Origin of the sequence: Microcystis sp. M090S1 (genome assembly GCF_020246295.1) — a bacterium.
GTDB lineage: Bacteria > Cyanobacteriota > Cyanobacteriia > Cyanobacteriales > Microcystaceae > Microcystis > Microcystis aeruginosa.
The window spans coordinates 1-19172 of sequence record NZ_JADBTF010000132.1 but is presented as its reverse complement, the minus strand read 5'-3'; the positions used below and the strand labels follow the sequence as shown (position 1 = coordinate 19172).

Here is a 19172-nt window from a genome sequence, read left to right as displayed (position 1 = left end):
GGGGTGTGGGGTGTAGGGTGTGGGGGGATGGGGAAATGGGGAAATGGGGAAATGGGGAAATAGGGAGAATCAATAAAGGTAGTCTATTGACAACTGCTCACTGATTACCACTGTCCACTGAAAACTCAAATCTGCTCACTGCTCACTGCTCACTGCTCACTGATAACTGATAACTGATAACTGATAACTGATAACTGATGAGGGTGTTCTAGAAAACTTGACAAGGGAACGGATTACAGGGAAACTCAGCTTGTAATCAGTGGGCTTTGCTGACGAGAAAACAAAAGCCAAAAATCTAGATAAAAGGCAGTTTTTTCGGTAACTCAGGGCCTATCTGCTTTTTACTTTTTACTTTTTACTTTTCACTTTTTACTTTATTACTTGATCTTATGCGTTGGCAAGCTCGGCAAAAATCTTCGTTTCCCTTCCTTCCCCTATACGGATTTTTGGCATTTATCGTCGTTTGTCTGATTATTTGGGCAAGTTCTCTCTATCCTCGCTCTAATGCTCTGGTGGGGGGTGATTCTTTCCCCGCACCTTTTAGGGAGTTTCAACCGGAATGCGCGGATTATGTCCTAGAGAATAGTTCTTTTAAGGATATATCAAGAGTTTTTGATTGTAAAACCTATAAAAACTTATCAGATCGCGTGATTGTTCCCCTATCTCTCCAAAAAAACGATATTAGTCTCGATAATTGGCAAAATAACTCGGCAACAGCGCTCGAATTGGCCCCCTGGCCGGAAATTCATCCCCGCGCTCAAGAGACAAAAGTACCGATTTTAATGTATCACGACATTTTACCAAAAAAAGAGGTATTTTTTGATGTTACTCCCGGCGAATTAGAGGCCCATTTTCAATTTTTGCAGGAAATCGGGGCAACTCCTATCAGTATCGATTGGTTAATTTCCCATCTGCGGACAGGTATCCCCCTTCCCGCTAAACCGGTTTTATTGACTTTTGATGATGGTTATGGGGGACATTACCAGTATGTCTATCCTTTATTGAGAAAATATAACTATCCCGCCGTTTTCTCGATTTATATCAATAAAATGACTCAAAAAACCGGCAGAACCAGTGTCACTTGGCAGCAACTCCAGGAAATGGCCGCCGATCCTCTAGTACAAATTGTCTCCCATAGTGTTAGTCATCCCCGGGATTTAAGATTATTATCCGATGCAGATTTGGAGCAAGAAGTCAAGCAATCGAAACAAATCTTAGAAAAAGAATTGGGTATTCCGATTAATTATTTCACCTATCCGGAAGGGAAGGCGGACGATCGAGTGAAGGAATTCGTCAAAAAAGCGGGTTATCGGGCGGCTTTATCGATGAATGACCTCGATGAGCATTTTGCTGGACAATCCCCCAATTTACTCACTATTGGACGCTTTGGACAATCGCGCACGCGAGAAATTGTCCCGCAAGCTTGGGGGGGTGATCCCTTACCCCGTAGGGATGGCGGTTTTAACTTTGCCACCACCATCCAAAAACGGGAAGTGGAATTCCCAAGCAATACACTTGTTCTGATTAGTGGCGGTATTCCCAAAACTATCCACGCTGATAGTCGCTATCAAGTGGAGGAAATTATCGCCGGCACAGAAGCGATCGCGGCTGTAGATGGCGGTTTTTTCTCTCTCAAGGAATTGGACTCAAATCAGATGATCGGGCCGGTTTTAAGCGAAAATGGCGGCTTTATCCCGGGATACGAAGGTGAAATCGGCAAGTTAGAGGGTCGTCCTTTAGTAATCATTACCGATCGATGGGTGCGTTATCTTCCTTTTGATCCTGCCCGTCATAATACCCTAGAAGGAATCGCAGCGGAGGCCGGAGATGATCTCAAGGTTACGGATGCTTTTGTCGCGGCCGCTTGGTTAGTCAAAGATGGACAACCGCAATCGCGAGAATCCTTTGGTACACTTTACGGTTTTGATGCCCTGCGTCACCGGGCTTTTTGGGGGATTAATCAGGCAGGACAGCCAGTAATCGGGGTTTCCAGAGACCCGATCGATTCGATGGCTTTGGGAGAATTATTAGTACAGGCAGGTTTTCGGGAGGCGGTGATGTTGGATTCAGGAGCAAGCACCTCCCTCGCTTATCAAGGTCAATCGCAAGTGCATTATACTCCCCGTCCTGTTCCCCACGTTGTCGCTTTATTTCCCCCCACAGAAACCTATATTGTTCCCATTAATCATGTGGGGATTCCCTGCGTAATTTTCGCCGATTCCTGTGCTGCGGGGAGTTAGGTTAGCACTATATGATCGAGTTAAACCTTAGCCCAGGATTCTACCATGGAGATCGAACGTCTTAACGCCCTTTCCGATAATTATATTTTCCTCCTCTACGATCGAGCGCAAAAAATTGCGGCCGTGGTGGATCCGGCGGAACCTGAACCGGTTTTCAGGCGATTAGAGGCTTTACAGGTGGATTTAGTCGCTATTTTCAATACCCATCACCACGGCGACCATGTGGGGGCTAATCAGGCTTTAATTAATCGTTATCCCCATCTTTGTGTTTATGGAGGAAAGGAGGATCGCGGTCGCATTCCGGGCCAGCAGCTGTTTTTAGAGGAGGGGGACTGGGTGGAATTTGCCGGTCGCCGGGCCGAGGTTTTCTTTGTCCCCGGCCACACTCGCGCTCATATTGCCTATTATTTTCCCCCGGTTAACCCCGGAGATTACGGCGAGTTATTCTGTGGTGATACCCTGTTTTCCGGGGGTTGTGGTCGTTTATTTGAGGGAACACCGGGCCAAATGGTGGCTTCTTTAACTAAATTGCGATCGCTGCCTGACCAGACCAGGGTTTGGTGCGCTCACGAATATACGTTAAATAATTTAAAGTTTGCCTTGACAGTTGACCCTAATAATGCTGCTCTGCAACAGCGTTATCGGGAAGTGGAGAAAAATCGCGCTCAAGATATTCCCACGATTCCGGCAATTTTGGGGACGGAAAAGCTGACTAATCCTTTTTTGCGCTGGGATAGTCCCGCTTTGGCCATGACCATGGATAGCAGCGAACCAGTACAAGTGTTTGCACGGCTGCGGGGGAAAAAGGATAATTTTTAAGCAGTGGCTGAGTAGGTAGGTGTTAAAAACTGTCAAATCCCCCCTTATTAAGGGGGGTAGGGGGGATCTCCCCTGATTAAGGGGGGTAGGGGTAGGGTTGATTTATAGTAGGGTTGATTCATGAATCAACCCTACTAGGGGGTAGGGGGGATCAAAGGCAAAATCTATCCCTACAAGCTCAAGGGTTGCGGAGCTAACTTCAAATCGGCAAGACTGACATCACCGTGACCATTTACCGCCACCTCTAGGGGCAGAGTGCCGTGATAAGCTTGGATTAACAGGGTTTTTAAGTCCTCGATCAGGGGATAACGGGGATTGGCTCCGGTACACTGATCATCGAAAGCTTGTTCGGCTAAATGGTCTAATTTGGCCATAAATTCGGCTTCAGTTTCGGGAATTACCTCTTTAATACTGGCCGGAATACCGATTTCCCGTTTTAGACATTCGATCGCTAATACCAATCTTTCCACACTTTCGGTCTCGCTTTCTCCCCCCAATCCCAGAGAATGGGCGATCCTGGCATAGCGCCACTTCACGTTAGGATATTTGTACTGAGAGAAGGTGGCCTGTTTAAAGGGGGCATCGGTGGCATTATAGAGGATAACGTGGGAAATCATCAAGGCATTGGCCAGACCGTGGGGAATGTGGAAAATTGCCCCCAATTGGTGGGCCATGGAGTGACAGATGCCTAAAAAGCCATTAGCGAAGGCCATTCCGGCCATTGTCGCCGCGTAATGGACTTTTTCCCGCGCTTTGGGGTCTTTAGCTCCGTTATGATAGGAACTGGGCAGATATTTAAACAGCAGTCGGATGGCATCTTGAGCAAGAGCATTGGTGTACTCTGAGGCTAAAACCGAGACGTAGGCCTCAAGAGCGTGAGTTAAAGCGTCAATTCCGCCGTAGGCTGTCAATTTTTTCGGCATATTTAGCACTAATTCTGGATCGACGATGGCCATGCTGGGAGTTAGAGCATAATCTGCCAGAGGATACTTAATATTATTACGGCGATCGGTCACGACGGCGAAGGGAGTCACTTCTGATCCTGTTCCCGAAGTGGTGGGAATACACACCATCAGAGCTTTTTCACCTAAAGGGGGCAATTCATAGACTCGTTTGCGGATATCCATAAAACGCATGGCCAAGCTCTCGAATTCTATCTCTGGATGCTCGTAGAGTAGCCAGATGATTTTGGCCGCATCCATCGGGGAACCGCCACCGATAGCGATAATTACATCGGGATTGAAGGTATTAATGACATTTAACCCCCGTTCGACGGTTTCTAGGGAAGGATCGGGTTCCACATCATAAAAGATATTAACCGTGATGCCGATTTCTTCTAAAACTTCCTCTAAAGCTGCGGTAACTCCTAGGTCAAAAAGAGGTTTATCGGTGACAATAAAGGCCCGTTTTTTGCCGGCTAATTCCCGAATAGCGACGGGTAATGCCCCGTATTTAAAATATACTTTTGGTGGTACTCGGAACCAAAGCATATTTTCCCGGCGCTCGGCCACGGTTTTAATATTTAATAGGTGGGTAGGTTCGACGTTTTCACTGATGGAATTACCGCCCCAAGTGCCACAACCGAGGGTTAAACTAGGATCGAGACGGAAGTTATAGATATCACCGATCGCACCTTGGGAGGAAGGGGTATTAATTAATACCCGGGCTGTTTCTACGTTGTCTTCAAAGCGTTTAATATGTTCCCGATTTGAGGGTGCGGTATAAAGCACGGCCGTATGACCTCGACCCGCAAATAAGACCAGTTTTTCGGCTTTTTTTACCCCATCTTCAAAGTCTTTCGCTCGGTACATAGCTAAAATTGGCGAGAGTTTTTCGTAGGAAAATGGTTCCTCTAAACCAATATTTTCTACTTCTCCGATTAGTAATCGGGTATCTTCGGGAACAGAAATTCCCGCTATGGCGGCTAATTTTTCCACTGGTTGCCCGACGATATCGGGGTTGATATGACCATCTTTTAGGAGAATCTCGGCGACTTTTTCCCTTTCTTCGGGGGAAAGAAGATAGGCCCCGCGATCAATAAATTCCTGTCGAACTTCTTCATAGATGCTATCGACAACGATTACCGATTGTTCCGAGGCGCAAATCATGCCGTTATCGAAGGTTTTACTGAGAATAATCGAGGAAACGGCCATTTTTATGTGAGCGGTTTCGTCAATTAAAGCGGGAGTATTGCCGGCACCGACTCCTAAGGAAGGTCTTCCCGAAGAATAGGCCGCTTTTACCATACCGGGACCGCCGGTAGCGAGGATTAAATTAATGCAGGGATGTTGCATTAATGCTTGGGAAAGTTCCACCGATGGCTGATCGATCCAACCAATAATACCGGCCGGCGCACCCGCTTTGACGGCCGCTTCCAAGACAATTTTGGCCGCCGCGATGGTGCAGTCTTTCGCTCGCGGATGGGGGGAAAAAATGATGCCGTTGCGGGTTTTCAGGGCAATTAGGGCTTTAAAAATGGCTGTAGAGGTGGGATTTGTGGTGGGTACGATACCCGCTAAAATGCCCACGGGTGCGGCGATTTTTTGCAATCCAAAGGATTTATCTTCTTCGATAATGCCGCAGGTTTTGCTGTGTTTATACTTGTTGTAGATGATTTCTGAGGCAAAATGGTTTTTAATCACTTTATCCTCTATTACCCCCATCCCTGTCTCTTGTACGGCCATTTTAGCCAGGGGAATGCGAGCGTTGTTGGCTGCTAAGGCCGCTTTTTTGAAGATAAGATCTACTTGTTCTTGGCTATAGTTGGCAAATTGTTGTTGAGCTTTTTTTACCTGTTGAATGAGTTCTTCTAGCTCTTGTCTATTGGTAACTGTCATAACAATTTTGTAGATAAAATTAGGCATTTTATTCTACTCTAGCGTTTTTCGGCAGGGGATTCGCTTAATCTTGGGATTTTCTTTATAGTTTCCTAAGCATTGGTATTATAGGATACTAATCCTAAATCCATTGAGCATAGGTAACATATGAGGACAGGCACTCATGCAAGAGGCACTCATGCAAAGGGGAGAATAAATAATCAGTTTTTAATAACTGGATTTAGTATAAATTAGGATTGACCAGTACCTAGAAAAAGTTTGAGGACAGAGACTCAATGATCAAGTTACCAGAAATTCAAGCTGGTGTTCGAGAAGCTGGTTCTATTCCGCACTCCTTGAGTGAAAAGTTTAAAGTTGATCACAGCTTGGCAACGGATTCAGGGTGAGATTCAACATCAAACTAGGATATCTCTAAACTCTAGAAAATAAATATCTTCAGAGCCACCGAATCAAAGAGAATTAAATCACTCAATTTTGATGGTGTTTTGAATGATTAATCTAAACCCAGTTTCTTGGCGAAATTTTTCCATCCTCTCCGTTTGTGAAGTCTGAAAGGTAGGCTTTTTGTTATTGGCAATGTAGGCTTTTCTAGACGAATAATCCTCTATACCATGATTTTCAATAAATACCCGAATTGTGTTTCTTAGTTGCTCTTCTCCGTCTCCTACCCACCCCGAATTTTTCCCCCTTCGTTCTTGTAATTCTACAAAAATCAAACAATTAGCATAGGTCAGCATTCCATCACAGCGTTTATCCATACCACCACTACCATCGACTTTTCTAATTTCAATACATTTATCAATAGCAGTAAATGTCACTTCAATTTCTTGAGAGTTTTCCACAATAGCAATCCAATCCCTGGGATTTTCTGTATCTAAATAAGCGGGAGTTTCTGGGGGAAATGGCGGATCACAAATTCCAAATTCATGCCGATGGGTTTGACTCTGACATTTTTTATCAAAGAAATTGATCTTCATAACTGTTCTTCGATTTCCAGTAAATCATCAAAAAGCTGATTTGTCTCTCCTAGGGAAAGATTGAGATAATTTTCATCAGAAGGTAAACCCTTATATGTAGCAAGTTCTCGGATTTCTCCTTGCTCTGTTAATTCATATACAATAGCATCTTCTGCCGCTATACAAGAGGCTTTTGGGACAATTTGGTTGAGCTTTTCTTGGAGATAATCGGCGTTAGAAATCGCTGATGATAGGATTTTTTTGATAACTTTATCTGCTTTGATAGCTAGGGTTAGATCGTTGATAATATAAGGACTATGAGTAGTTAAAATTAGTTTATTTCCCTGGGTTAAATTGGCAAATTCAAATAATTTATATAAAATCTTTTTCTGAGATTGAGGAAATAGATTCTGCTCGATTTCTTCCACAATATTTACAAAACACTCATTGCGGTATTTAGAAGATAACACTTCTAGTGCCGCCTTTTTTAGTTCATCGGAAAGATTGTCATTAGAGAGAATTTTCTCGATTTCCATTTTTAATCTTTTTTGCTCCTCTCCACTGAGTTCATTGCCGGAAGTTTCTTGAGTTCGATTAATCGATAAAGCAATATTTCGAGAAACGAGAAATAAAGGAACAAAAGACTGAAAACCACTGGAAGCTTCTGATAGATTTAGTTTATAATCACTACCCACAATCTTGGCCAGTCTATTGAGTTTATCAAATTCCAATTTAACCTCACCTACTGGCAAAGTCAAACTGCCAGATAATTCCTGTTGTGAGCGATCCAATTCTTCCCAGAAAGTATATAACGATTCTGGCAGTCCTTTGAGTTTTTCTGGCCATCTTACTGCACTCAAAAAGTTTCGCTCTGCTGGTACATACATAATTTTTGGTACTCGATACTTTGAATTATCAGTACGTTCGATCGATAATTTAGCATTTTCAAAACTAATTCGATAAACATCTCCATTGTATTCAATTTGGGTTTCGGGTAAAAAGTAATTGGTTAAATTTTGGTATTGACAAAAAGATTTAACAAAACGATTATATTTAGTCACATATTTTTCCTCTAAATCCCCACGATATAGAGCTTTTTCCAACCAGCTTAATGTTGATATTAATTTAGCAATGCTACTTTTTCCAGTGCCTTGATTACCGATAAAAATCGTTACTTTCCGAACGTCGATAAAACCATCATTTTCTAGTAAACCCGCCTTAATTGGACCGAAGTTTTTAACTTTAATTTGGCTCATTGTTACCCCCTTGATTGACGATGATAAATTTTGGCCAGTAATTTGTCCCGAAAAAAGCTCGTGTTTAACACGAGCTAAATTAACTAACTTCAAGGACTAATTAGCCACCGACCTTAACTACTGGTTTAAAACTGGGAACAACCAGTTCACTGTCCTGTTTAGTCAGCTTATTGTATAACCGTTCCGTATTGGGGAAATTAGCGGCTGGTAGAGTCGGGAAACGACGATAGGGAACCGTATCTTCACCAAATAATTGTAGGTATTCCATGCTATTAACCATGGCACCAATAAAGGCTTTTAATCCCTTAGTTGCCAGAATTTGGTTATATTTCTGGATTTCTTTTTGATTCAAGGGAGCGCGACCTAAGAAGTGCTTGGTTCCCAATTCAATTACTTTCGTATTCGGATAGGGAGCATAGAATTCTTTCAGGTAAAGATCCGAACCACCTAAACCCTCAATAAACTCTTTCACCGTGATCTCAGCATTGCTTAATTTACTCTCTAAAGCGGTAAATTCGGCATTGATGATATAGGGTTCGAGATCCCGTTCAAAAATCTGACGATAGGCGGCGCGAACAGTATTTTGTACGGCAACTTTATCCAGATTAGTTAACAGTTTAAAGATCTTAGTTTGTTCCCGTTGAACCGTGACACCTTGACCGACACGAGATTGAATATCGGGTTCAGTGCGAATCGAGACCGAAGGTGTACCCAATTCAATAAAGCGCGGGGTTTCCTCTTTATCAACTCTTTGGCCGATATCTTCGCGGAGATTGCCCAAACGCACCATCCGTAACTGCATCCCTTGGGGAGTTAGATAGCGCTCGTAGGGAACCGTATCTTCACCAAAAGCTTCCGTATATTCAGGACTGTCGATAAGGGCATCGATTAAAGCATAGAAGCCTTTTTTCGAGCAAAGATCGAAGTATTGATTCATTTCCTGACGACCGTAGGTGGGACGACCGAGCAGACGACGGTGAATATATTCGATCGCTTTCACCACATAGAGAGGAGTCCAGTAGATTTTCCGGAAAGTCTCGGATTTAGCTAGGGTTTTGATAAACTCGCGCAGAGTAATATCGCCATTTTCTAACTTAATCTCGGCCACGGATAAACGCTGACCTTCGTAGGGCATTCGACCGAAAACCTGACGATAAGCCGCTAAAATCACTCTTTGGGTGGAAATTTCGCCAAATTTAACGCTTACCCCATTGCTAGAACCGGGTAACTCGTTATTGAGACGGAAAACTTTCGGTCCCAAAGTACCGGGGAATTCACCTCTGGCTCCGGGGTTGCTATTTTGGTTATTAGTGGCAGGTCCGCGGTGGATGAGGATACGTTTGGTATCTTTACCGAAGGGAGCGGGACTAGAACTAGGTTCGCGGGTTTCTTTCGGGAAAATTGCCCCAAATTGGATTTCTAGGGGATCATTTCCGGAACCGTAAACGTGCTGATCCGGTAAGGGGCGATCGTATTTAGCAAAGGTGGTGATAAATTGGGGAACTTTGCGGAAAGGTGCGCTGTAGTTAAACAGGTCGATCTGCATCCCCCAGTTACGACATTCCTGCGCTTCTGCACCCAAACCCCGGAGATAGGGAACGGTTTCTTCGCCGAAATAGTCGGAATACTCCTGAGAATCGACTAAAGCATCGATTAACGCCGCTAAACCGCCGCTAGAGACGATCGAGAAGTATTTCTGCACTTCTTCCCGGGAGGAAGGACCGCGACCGAGGAAATGACGGAAAGCCAATTCTAGGGCGCGACTATTGATAAAAGGTTCAAAGAACTGTTTACGGTAGAGAGGCGATTTACCGAGACGACGGACGAATTCTTTCATCGAGATGTCGCCGTTTTTCACCTTCGATTCTAGGTCAGAAATGGACTGACTGTAGGCGCGAGTGATGTCCCGTTCAAAAATTTGTCTGTAGGTGGCCTTGATAATCGAAGATTTTTCCGACTCCGATAAACCGGTTTTCATGACAAACTTTTGCCGTTTTTCGGCGGCGTTGTAGTAGCTTTGGGGAAGACTTAAACCCTGTTGGTCACTACTGGGACGCTGACGCAGTTTATTAGAGGGGGTGGGGGCTTTTAATTCCCCCAGTAGGATATTGAAATAGTCACTGATTAAAGTGGCCGCATCCTTGTCTCTCTGGAAATACTCGATCGAAGCGGCCCGCATTTCTTGCAGGGCCACGATGGTGGCATCAATGGAACAGGCATTTTCGAGAACTTCCCTTAAACCGCGGGTATTAACGATCAGGATACTGGTATCGCCGGCCACGATCGCATAGGTAACGTAACGCAGGAACCAGGATAAATCCCGGAGGGACTTCTGCATATTGCTCGGACCGTAACGAGAGACGTTGATCGGTCGGAATCCGGGGGGAATCGGGCCGCTAGAGGCGAAAATCCCTTTTAAGCCACCGAGAAGGCCACTGCCGCCACCAGCCCCGCTTTCAGCGTAGGTAACGGTTCCTAATTTCATCCCTTCCAGGACGTTGGTAACTTTACCCGCACCCACCAGGGCCATTTCTTCCACGGGGGGTTTTTCTAGGTAAGCCATGGGTGAACCACCGGTAAAAATCCGGTTAGCTGCCCGTGAGACGATCAGATCGGAGTTCCGGGTGAGCGTTTGGGCAATATCTAAGCGCTTGCTCCCCGATTGGAAGTAGGCGATCAGTTCATTGAGTTCGGGTTTATCGAGAAAGCGGTCTTGTTGTTCTGCTTGGGTAATGGCAGATACTGGGACGGTTTGATAGAGTTGGGGACGCGCTAAGGAGCTGCCACCGCTTGCCTTAAGACTCATTGGATTTTAACTATCTCCCTTGACGATGTGCTGAGTTCTCCAATCGTGGAGGCGATCGGTCTTAAAACCAGATGTTTAAAAATTTAATCAGCATCTAGAGTAAAACTTTTTGTGCTTCCTGAGATAGTTTATTAAGAATTATATAGATTTTTCTCGCTAAAGTTGCCGATTGGTCTATTCTGACACCCTACCCGTATGGGAGGCTAACCAGTCTAAATAGGTCTGAGAACCCGCCACAATCGGTAAAGCGATGATTTCTGGGACGGCGTAGGTATGAAGTTCCTGTATCTTCGCCGATAACTGCTCAAACTGCTTTAAATCGCTTTTAATCGCTAATTGCCATTCGCGCTCGTTTTCAATCTGTCCCTGCCAACGATAAATGGAACGAATCGGGTAAATACTGACACAAGCTGCCAAGCGCTCGTTAAGTAAGGCGATCGCTAAGTTTTCCGCTTCCGTTTCGCTGCTTGTTGTCACCAGCACCAATCCAAAACTGGTTAATCTTTCAGTCATAAGTAATCGTGCAAAATAAATTTCCTAGTGAAGATAGGCACTCATGCAAAAGGCAACAGGCAACAGGCAACAGGGGGGATAAATAATCAGTCTTTAATAACCGGATTTAGTATAATGGTCATGATAACTAGAAAAATGGCCAGTTAATCGACAAATAACTGATTACTGATTACTGATTACTGATTACTGAATTTAGGCGATCGTTTTTTCTAAAGCGGCCAGATCGGGAATACAGAGAGATTGCTGCTGTCGTTGAATCAGGCCTTTTTTCTCCAATTTGGTCAAGGATCGGGTCACGGTTTCCCGGGCCAGGCCACTAATACCACTCAATTCCCGGTGAGGTAAATTGGGAATTACCGTACCCTGGCAGCTGTTTTCTCCTTGACCTTCGGCTAAAAAGAGTAAAGTATCGGCGACTCTGGAGAGACTATCGGCCTCGCGCAAACGTAAACGCCGGTTAAGTTGACGCAAACGCTTGGCCATTAACTGAGAAAGACGAATTCCCGCTAAAGGTTCCGATTTGAGCAGATTAACAAAATCTTGGGCGGGAATACTGCTAATTGTGGCCGTGGTTAAGGTGATAGCATCGGTGGAGCGGGGAGATTCGTCTAAAGCGGCCATTTCTCCGACTATTTCCCCTTTACCGACGATATTTAAGGTGACTTCTTTACCCGACATATCGTAAGTACGAATTTTCACCCAACCATCCAGAATAAAGTAAACCGAACCACCCCAATCATTTTCTAATAAAATCGCCCGATTAGCAGGATGAGTGCGGGTGACAGCATGAGAAGTAACTTGATCGAGGGTTTCAGGGGGCAAACCGACAAATAAAGTGGCTGTATCTAATAATTTTTGAATCTCTGCTGATTTTTCCGCAGGATAGCGTTTTTGTTCCATGGTTTAATATTTAAATTTTGTTCGTTTTAGGCAGGTGATTCTACAATGGAAAGTTGTGGGTATTTTTAATGATCCAGTGACCGATAAACAGGATTTTTCCTCCCTACTGACCGAGATCGATCGGATTCTTTCTGGGGTGATTTCCTCTCTAGTTAACCCGCAAGAAGTTACTTCCGAGACAATTATCGCCACTCGTCAACATTTAGAATCGGCCAGAGTGATGCTTTCTCCCTTATTGTTGCCCGCTCCAACCCCTGAAGTTGCCCGTTGGTCCCTGGGAATGGAGGTGCAACCAGAGGGGGTGAAAGTTGTCTTTTTTCGGGAAAGCCAGGGACTGATCGATTTTTATCCTCTTTCTTGGAGTCTGGCAACGGGAACAAGCGATCTCTTACCCTGCTCTCAGGTGGAAGAATATCTAATTAGTTGGCTATCTAATCGGGATTTTAGCACCGATTCTTGGCTCTGGGAAGCCCTAGAGCGATTAGAAGCTATTATTATCACCGATGACGGGGAAACCCCCACGGATGACCTGAAAAAAGCCCTTCTCACAGCGCAACTAATACCCCCCGATCGCCTATCTAGTCTAGAAACAGCGCTCGCTACTGCTCTGGCCCATATTCCCACTAGCGACCAACCCCAACCCCAAACCCTACTGGTTATTGAAGGGAAGCGGGAGACCACCACTTTAGCAATAGTGGAAGTCCCACCGCAAACTCGCTCTTTATCCCGTCAAGCGATCGCTCTGAGCCATTTTAACTACGGGGAAAACACCTATGAACGGGCCATACTCTCTCACTTAATTTATCCTCTCTGGCGTTCTTTTTTGCCTCTTTCCCGCTCCGATCTCACCGATACTAATCCCTTAAAAAAATCTTTACTGGCAGCCGCTAGATTAACTAAATTAATCCTTCAAGAAGAAAGCGAATTTACCTCCTCTCTAGCCGGTCATACTTGGACGGTCAGTCACACCGATTTAAATAAGAAGGTCATTATACCATATCTAGATAATTTAAGACAAAAAATTAATGATTTGTTAGAAAAACAGCAAAAAAGTCTTGAAGATATCGATCAAATAATTTTTAGCGGTAATTTTTTCTTAACCATTTGGCCTTATTTTCTAACAGAAATACAGCAAGAATTTGCCGGTTGCAATCTAGAGGCCCCCAGTCAGGAAACCTTCTCACCAGCAATCTTGGGTTTGGGTCGTCTCTGTTTATTTTCGGCTCTTAGAGGTGAGAAGGTCAATAATGCTTAAAAACATCAACTTCAGCATCAGTCAAAAGTCAAAATTTAGGTGTGAATAGAATTTTTAGGGTAATTGTGGGGAATACTAAAAGGAAAACTTCGTATCTCACCAATAAGATAACTGCCGTAAACCCAACTTAACCCATTCTATTCAGAATCGTCATTATAAATATCTTGGAGAGTTTTATTTTCGTAGCGTTCCTGATCTTGATTTTTGCCGCGACGGGAAGGACGACGATATTTTTTATTGGCTAATTTGGGTTCGTAGGTTTCTTGACCTGCTTCTTTAATTTTTAACTTTAAACTTGACTCTTTTGTGCTAGTTTTCTGTAATGACTGTTCTCGTGCGATCGCTTCTTCTAAAAACTCTAAATAATGTTGGTAACGTTCCCAATCTCCCCTCACCACACAGTTAGGTTCCCGACGGTGAGTACAATCATTAAATTGACAATTTCCTAAAGCTAAACGCTGTCTCACTTCCGGAAAATAAAAAGTTAATTGTTCCGGTAAACACTTAATATCCGGTTGGTTAAACCCCGGACTATCGGCCAATAAACCCCGATTTGGTAAAGCAAATAACTGCACATGACGGGTAGTGTGACGACCTTTTTGCAGTTTTCCCGACACATCCCCCACCCGTTGATTAATCTCAGGAATTAAGCAATTAATTAAACTCGATTTTCCCACCCCCGATGGACCGGCCAAGAGAGTGATTTTATGGTTTAATTGTGCCAATAAAGCCTCAAATCCCCTATTTTTCTCCACACTGACAAAAAAAGGCCGGTATCCCCAACCAGCTAGGCGATCGCCCCAGATCTCTATTTGTTCCGGTTCCCCCAGATCGATTTTATTGACACAGACCGCAATTTCTAAGCCTGTGGACTCGGCTTTCACCAAAAAACGACTAATCAGCCAAGGATCGAGGACGGGTTCAGCAAGGGCAAAAACTAGCAAAATCTGCTCGATATTGGCAACGGCCGGCCGATCGATCTCGGTACTGCGGGGGAGGACTTCTGCGATCGCACCCTGCCGATCATCAAAATTGGCTTCCTCCACGCGCACCCGATCACCAACCATCACCGATTGACCGATTTTTTGCAAGCGAGCGCGACGGGTACAGAGAAGATTCTCGCCGATAACGGGAGAATCCAAGCGTACCTGATAGAAATTCGCCTGTACGGCTACCACTGTGCCGTATAAATCGGTTAATTGTGCATCTACCATTTAGGAATCGGGGCGATAGACTTTGAGAACAAAAAAACTATCTCGGTCTTCGATCGATTCTATCTGATAACCCTCCACTGTCAGGCTAGTGGGAACCTGTTCGACCGGTTCCCCGGCATCTAACCAGACTTCCAACCGTTCCCCGGCGGGCATTTTCTCTAATTGCAATTTTGTCCGGACAAAATTAATTGGGCAGGGAGTGCCGCGCAGGTCTAAAGTCATAGTTATTTATGGAAGATATTACCTAAAAATCCCTCGATTCCGCCTTTCCCCACGGTTTCCCCGCGAACTTTTGCTAATTTTTCCAGTAATTCCCGTTCTTCTCCGGCGACACGGGTAGGAATCGAGATTTTAACGGTAATGCGATGATCACCGCGACTGACGGGATTACCTAATTTGGGAACCCCTTTATTTTCTAAAATCAGTACGGTGTTCGGTTGAGTACCGGCAGGGATAGTCAGGTCTTCTTGGCCATCTACAGTATTAACTTTGATGGTACATCCTAAAATCGCTTGGATATAACTAATCGAGATATTCGATTTAATATCATTGCCTTCCCGTTGAAATTCTGCATCTGTTTCCACGGTTAGATAAACGAATAAATCCCCCGGCGGCCCGCCTTTAAGTCCCGCGTCACCTTCCCGGGCAACGCGCAATTTCATGCCGTTGTCAACCCCCGCGGGGATGGTAATTTTCAGTTTTTTGGTTTCCTGTCTGCGTCCGGAACCGCCGCAAACGTCGCATTTTTCCTCGATCACTTCGCCAGCACCGTCACAGGTGGGACAGACCGAAACTTGAGCAAAAGTACCGAAGGGAGTACGGGTGGCGCGACGCACCTGACCAGTACCACTGCAAGTAGTACAAGTGCGGGAACTGGTTCCTGGTCTGGCCCCACTGCCTTTACAGGTTTGACAGGTTTCCAGATGACGGATACGGATTTCCTTTTCGCCGCCAAAGACAGCCTCGCGGAATTTTAGTCTAAAATCGAGACGTAAATCCTCGCCCCGGGTAGGGCCTGTGCGTCGGCGGGCGGTTGCTTGGCCGCCCATGCCCCCGAAACCACTAAAGATTGTCTCAAAGATATCGGCGAAACCGCCCATATTGTCGGGATCAAAACCGGCAGCGCCCCCAGAAACCCCAGCTTCACCAAAGCGGTCATAACGATTGCGGGTTTCTGGTTCCGAGAGAATTTCGTAGGCGCGGTTAATTTCTTTGAAGTGTTCCTCGGCTCCTGGTTCTTTGTTAACATCGGGATGGTATTTTCGGGCGAGACGACGATAGGCGCGTTTGATGTCTTCTTTGCCGGCATCTCGCGAGACACCTAGAATTTCGTAGTAATCAGTGGGCATAGGGGACTATGGTTCTGCTGGCAATTTATAAATAAAGTTTAAGTCTAGTTGTTACTTTAACAAACTATACATAATAGTTTAGTTGGGTTATCCCTACTATTTTTTTGGTAAGGAAGTGGGGTGATAAGGAAGTGGGGTGATAGGGAAGTGGGGAAGTGGGGAAGTGGGGTAGTGGGGAAGGGAGCAGAGAGAAGGGGAGAAAAAAGCTGAAAACTCACATCTGATCACTGATTACTGATTACTGATTACTGATCACTGAAAAGGCTGATAGCTTTTCCCTTTTTAATCTACGGCCTCGTAGTCACTGGCACTCATTTCTTCGCCATCGTAGGGGTGATCATCACTGCCCGATTCGCTGAATTTAGTTTCCAGATTACTATAGGTTCTGGTTCTAGTGTGGGAGAAGGTTTGCCCGTCGGCGAAGATATTGGGGGGAGTGGTCCGGATGCGGGTGGGTCGGGTCAGTTTTTCGGTGACATCGATCGATTCAAAACCAGTACCGTTGAGGATTTGGGTGTCCTCTTGTTTACCCCTGTAGATGCGGGTACCGATTTCGAGGACAATCTGACGAAATTCTTCCAGGATGGTTTTTAGCTTTTCTGGGGATATGGAAGGGTCGCGCAGGGCGATTTCCAACTGTTGTCGCTTCTGGTCGGCCAGTTGCCGGATATCGGGGGCGACTAACTCACTGTTTTCCCTGAGGGTGACTTCGTAGCTATAGAAAAGACTATCGGATTGGTGGCGAATATCGATCATTTGCAGACGACTGCGATCAAATTCGGCGTATTTTTCGGCTTCTAGGCGCATTTTTTCAATTTCGTTCGGTTTCAGCCCTCCAGTATGGCTAATTAAAATGCTTTGTTCTTTGCCGGTGCCTTGGTCGCTGGCGGCCACTTTCAAGATGCCGTTAACATCGATCTCGAAGGCCACTTCGATTTGTGGCATACCCCTAGGGGCGGGAGGAATTCCCGTCAGGAGAAATTTACCGAGGGTTTTATTATCCCGGGCCATGGCCCTTTCCCCTTGCAGAACATGAATTTCCACCGAAGTTTGACCATCGGCAGCGGTGGAAAAAACCTGAGATCTACTGGTGGGGATAGTGGTATTGCGATCGATAATTTTGGTAAAGACTTCGCCGAGGGTTTCAATGCCGAGGGAAAGGGGGGTGACATCGAGGAGGAGGACATCTGCCACTTCTCCACCTAAAACTCCAGCTTGAATCGCCGCCCCCAAAGCAACGGCCTCATCGGGGTTAACAGAGCGATCGATCTGGCCTGCAGAAAAGAAACGGGAGATTAATTGCTGTACGGCGGGGATTCTGGTGGAACCGCCGACGAGAATGACACGATTGATATCGCTAGGCTGCAGTTCGCTATCTTTGAGGGACTGTTGTACGGGTTCGAGGGTTTTTTCCACTAATTCTCTGGTTAATTCCTCGAATTTAGCGCGAGTTAGTTCTAATTCTAGGTGTTTAGGACCGGTTTCGTCGGCGGCGATAAAGGGGAGATTGATCGAGGTGGTAATCAGGCTAGAAAGCTCGATTTTGGCTTTTTCGGCGGCTTCTCGCAGTCTTTGGATCGCCATGCGATCGCTGGACAGATCGATGTTTTCTTGGCTTTGAAAGTTCTCCACCAGCCACCGCACTAAGAGGTTATCAAAATCGTCCCCCCCAAGATGGTTATTGCCGGCGGTGGCTTTCACTTCAAAGACTCCCTTTCCCAGTTGCAGGATGGAAACGTCGAAGGTTCCTCCCCCTAGGTCAAAAACGAGGATATGTTGATCTTCGTTTTGTTTATCTAAACCGTAGGCCAGGGCGGCGGCGGTGGGTTCGTTAATAATTCTTAATACTTCTAGTCCTGCGATTATCCCCGCGTCTTTAGTGGCCTGACGTTGGGCATCGGTAAAATAGGCGGGAACTGTAATCACGGCCTCGTTAATCGGTTCTCCCAGATAGGCCTCAGCATCGGCCTTTAATTTTTGCAGGATCATGGCCGAGATTTCTTGGGGGGTAAATTCCCGATCGCGAATTTTGATATTGACGGTATCATCGCGACCGCGTTGGCAATGATAGGCAACTCGTCCCCTTTCTACCTCGGTGTCTTGCCAACGCCTACCGATAAAGCGTTTGATGCTATAGACGGTATTTTCGGCATTAGTGACCGCTTGACGTTTGGCCAGTTGTCCCACTAGGCGCTGGGCCTTGCCGAATCCCACGATACTAGGAGTTGTTCTTCCCCCTTCCGAGTTAGTAACTATAATCGGCTGACCTCCCTCAAGTACCGCAACACAACTGTTGGTTGTCCCTAAGTCGATGCCGATGACTTTTCCCATGACGCTCTGATAATAACTATAGTTAATAGGATACAATCGCTGACAAAAATTATCCCAAAATCGGCAACGGGCTTTTTACCGAAAAATTGGGTTTAAAGCCTCGCCCCTTGAGGGCGACTTTATATGATGTATGATATTAAGAATAGGGGGCCGGGTAAGCAACCGCTTAAAAAACCCAGTCATCAACCGATGAACGCACCTTGAAAACTAGAGCCTTTTGACTACGATCCGGGTATATTAGCGGATGAAGATGTGGAAATCGAGGTGGAATATTGCGGCATCTGCCACAGTGACCTAAGTATGCTCGATAACGATTGGGGACTGACCACCTATCCCTTTGTCCCCGGTCATGAAGTGGTCGGCACGATCGCCGCTCTCGGTGCTAAAGTCAAAGAATTAAAGATAGGGCAAAGAGTCGGTCTTGGTTGGTTTTCCCGTTCCTGTTCGACCTGTGAAACTTGTATGTCAGGGGATCAAAACCTTTGTGCCACTGCCGGAGGAACTATCGTCGGTCGCCATGGTGGTTTTGCCGACAGAGTCCGCGCTCATCGAAAATTTTGGGTCTGAAACCCCGTCGTTCTACGACGGCTTTACTGTTAAATATTAGCACATTTACGAAATATATGCTAAAATGTGAGGTATGGAAAAAGCCTATTCGTTTCGATTTTACCCCACACCAACACAAGAGTCGCTATT

Annotated in this window: 14 protein-coding genes and 1 pseudogene; 5 read left to right on the top strand and 10 right to left on the bottom strand. The window is 45.5% G+C overall.

Annotated features, from left to right (window positions below; genetic code table 11):
- Positions 1–389 precede the first annotated feature (389 nt).
- Together IM477_RS06030 and gloB are read left to right on the top strand one after the other, a co-directional pair.
- A complete protein-coding gene (locus IM477_RS06030; protein WP_287730915.1) occupies positions 390–2240 on the top strand; it encodes a polysaccharide deacetylase family protein in 1851 nt (616 codons plus the stop codon).
- A gap of 45 nt (positions 2241–2285) precedes the next feature.
- Positions 2286–3059 (top strand): hydroxyacylglutathione hydrolase, encoded by a 774-nt coding sequence (gene gloB, locus IM477_RS06025; RefSeq protein ID WP_287730914.1) that lies wholly within the window; start codon positions 2286–2288, stop codon positions 3057–3059.
- A gap of 170 nt (positions 3060–3229) precedes the next feature.
- Here the strand turns inward: gloB and adhE are convergent, their stop codons facing one another.
- From adhE to IM477_RS05995, 6 genes are all read right to left on the bottom strand, one after another.
- The gene (adhE, locus tag IM477_RS06020) at positions 3230–5896 is read right to left on the bottom strand and encodes a bifunctional acetaldehyde-CoA/alcohol dehydrogenase (protein WP_287730917.1); all 2667 of its coding nucleotides are present in this window, start codon (positions 5894–5896) and stop codon (positions 3230–3232) included.
- 464 nt (positions 5897–6360) lie between these two features.
- Positions 6361–6873 carry a hypothetical protein gene (locus IM477_RS06015; RefSeq protein ID WP_287730913.1) on the bottom strand — a complete coding sequence of 171 codons (513 nt, stop codon included), beginning with the start codon at positions 6871–6873 and terminating at the stop codon, positions 6361–6363.
- Positions 6870–8108, bottom strand: a complete 1239-nt coding sequence (locus tag IM477_RS06010; protein ID WP_287730912.1) for an ATP-binding protein — start codon at positions 8106–8108, stop codon at positions 6870–6872. The genes IM477_RS06015 and IM477_RS06010 overlap by 4 nt, the downstream gene beginning before the upstream one ends.
- A 100-nt stretch (positions 8109–8208) precedes the next feature.
- A complete protein-coding gene (locus IM477_RS06005; RefSeq protein ID WP_287730911.1) occupies positions 8209–10914 on the bottom strand; it encodes a phycobilisome rod-core linker polypeptide in 2706 nt (901 codons plus the stop codon).
- Between the two features lie 174 nt (positions 10915–11088).
- The gene (cutA, locus tag IM477_RS06000) at positions 11089–11427 is read right to left on the bottom strand and encodes a divalent-cation tolerance protein CutA (RefSeq protein WP_287730910.1); all 339 of its coding nucleotides are present in this window, start codon (positions 11425–11427) and stop codon (positions 11089–11091) included.
- A gap of 192 nt (positions 11428–11619) precedes the next feature.
- Complete coding sequence (locus tag IM477_RS05995) at positions 11620–12327, bottom strand: Crp/Fnr family transcriptional regulator (protein ID WP_287730909.1); 708 nt, start codon at positions 12325–12327, stop codon at positions 11620–11622.
- 55 nt (positions 12328–12382) lie between these two features.
- On the opposite strand from IM477_RS05995, the gene IM477_RS05990 reads away from it, so the two are divergent.
- Positions 12383–13582, top strand: a complete 1200-nt coding sequence (locus IM477_RS05990) for an acetate and sugar kinases/Hsc70/actin family protein (protein WP_287730908.1) — start codon at positions 12383–12385, stop codon at positions 13580–13582.
- 137 nt (positions 13583–13719) lie between these two features.
- Here the strand turns inward: IM477_RS05990 and rsgA are convergent, their stop codons facing one another.
- The 4 genes from rsgA to dnaK all read right to left on the bottom strand — a co-directional run bounded on the left by rsgA (position 13720) and on the right by dnaK (position 18476).
- A complete protein-coding gene (gene rsgA / locus IM477_RS05985) occupies positions 13720–14796 on the bottom strand; it encodes a small ribosomal subunit biogenesis GTPase RsgA (RefSeq protein ID WP_287730907.1) in 1077 nt (358 codons plus the stop codon).
- Positions 14797–15018: a sulfurtransferase TusA family protein gene (locus tag IM477_RS05980; protein ID WP_287675355.1), complete on the bottom strand. Its 222-nt coding sequence runs from the start codon at positions 15016–15018 to the stop codon at positions 14797–14799. It lies immediately after the preceding gene.
- Positions 15019–15020: 2 nt separating this feature from the next.
- The gene (gene dnaJ, locus IM477_RS05975) at positions 15021–16145 is read right to left on the bottom strand and encodes a molecular chaperone DnaJ (protein WP_287730906.1); all 1125 of its coding nucleotides are present in this window, start codon (positions 16143–16145) and stop codon (positions 15021–15023) included.
- A gap of 282 nt (positions 16146–16427) precedes the next feature.
- Complete coding sequence (gene dnaK / locus IM477_RS05970) at positions 16428–18476, bottom strand: molecular chaperone DnaK (RefSeq protein ID WP_287730916.1); 2049 nt, start codon at positions 18474–18476, stop codon at positions 16428–16430.
- Between the two features lie 204 nt (positions 18477–18680).
- On the opposite strand from dnaK, the pseudogene IM477_RS05965 reads away from it, so the two are divergent.
- Both IM477_RS05965 and IM477_RS22970 read left to right on the top strand, forming a co-directional pair.
- Positions 18681–19040: pseudogene (locus IM477_RS05965) on the top strand (alcohol dehydrogenase catalytic domain-containing protein); the annotation flags it as partial.
- A gap of 76 nt (positions 19041–19116) precedes the next feature.
- Positions 19117–19172 (top strand): helix-turn-helix domain-containing protein (locus IM477_RS22970; RefSeq protein ID WP_353845532.1); only part of this gene is annotated, 56 nt, incomplete at its 3' end.

Bases quoted from the DNA above. Each gene is read 5' to 3' on its own strand.
- IM477_RS06030 (WP_287730915.1), top strand. From the start codon at position 390: ATGCGTTGGCAAGCTCGGCAAAAATCTTCGTTTCCCTTCCTTCCCCTA.
- gloB (WP_287730914.1), top strand. From the start codon at position 2,286: ATGGAGATCGAACGTCTTAACGCCCTTTCCGATAATTATATTTTCCTC.
- adhE (WP_287730917.1), bottom strand. From the start codon at position 5,896: ATGACAGTTACCAATAGACAAGAGCTAGAAGAACTCATTCAACAGGTA.
- IM477_RS06015 (WP_287730913.1), bottom strand. From the start codon at position 6,873: ATGAAGATCAATTTCTTTGATAAAAAATGTCAGAGTCAAACCCATCGG.
- IM477_RS06010 (WP_287730912.1), bottom strand. From the start codon at position 8,108: ATGAGCCAAATTAAAGTTAAAAACTTCGGTCCAATTAAGGCGGGTTTA.
- IM477_RS06005 (WP_287730911.1), bottom strand. From the start codon at position 10,914: ATGAGTCTTAAGGCAAGCGGTGGCAGCTCCTTAGCGCGTCCCCAACTC.
- cutA (WP_287730910.1), bottom strand. From the start codon at position 11,427: ATGACTGAAAGATTAACCAGTTTTGGATTGGTGCTGGTGACAACAAGC.
- IM477_RS05995 (WP_287730909.1), bottom strand. From the start codon at position 12,327: ATGGAACAAAAACGCTATCCTGCGGAAAAATCAGCAGAGATTCAAAAA.
- rsgA (WP_287730907.1), bottom strand. From the start codon at position 14,796: ATGGTAGATGCACAATTAACCGATTTATACGGCACAGTGGTAGCCGTA.
- IM477_RS05980 (WP_287675355.1), bottom strand. From the start codon at position 15,018: ATGACTTTAGACCTGCGCGGCACTCCCTGCCCAATTAATTTTGTCCGG.
- dnaJ (WP_287730906.1), bottom strand. From the start codon at position 16,145: ATGCCCACTGATTACTACGAAATTCTAGGTGTCTCGCGAGATGCCGGC.
- dnaK (WP_287730916.1), bottom strand. From the start codon at position 18,476: ATGGGAAAAGTCATCGGCATCGACTTAGGGACAACCAACAGTTGTGTT.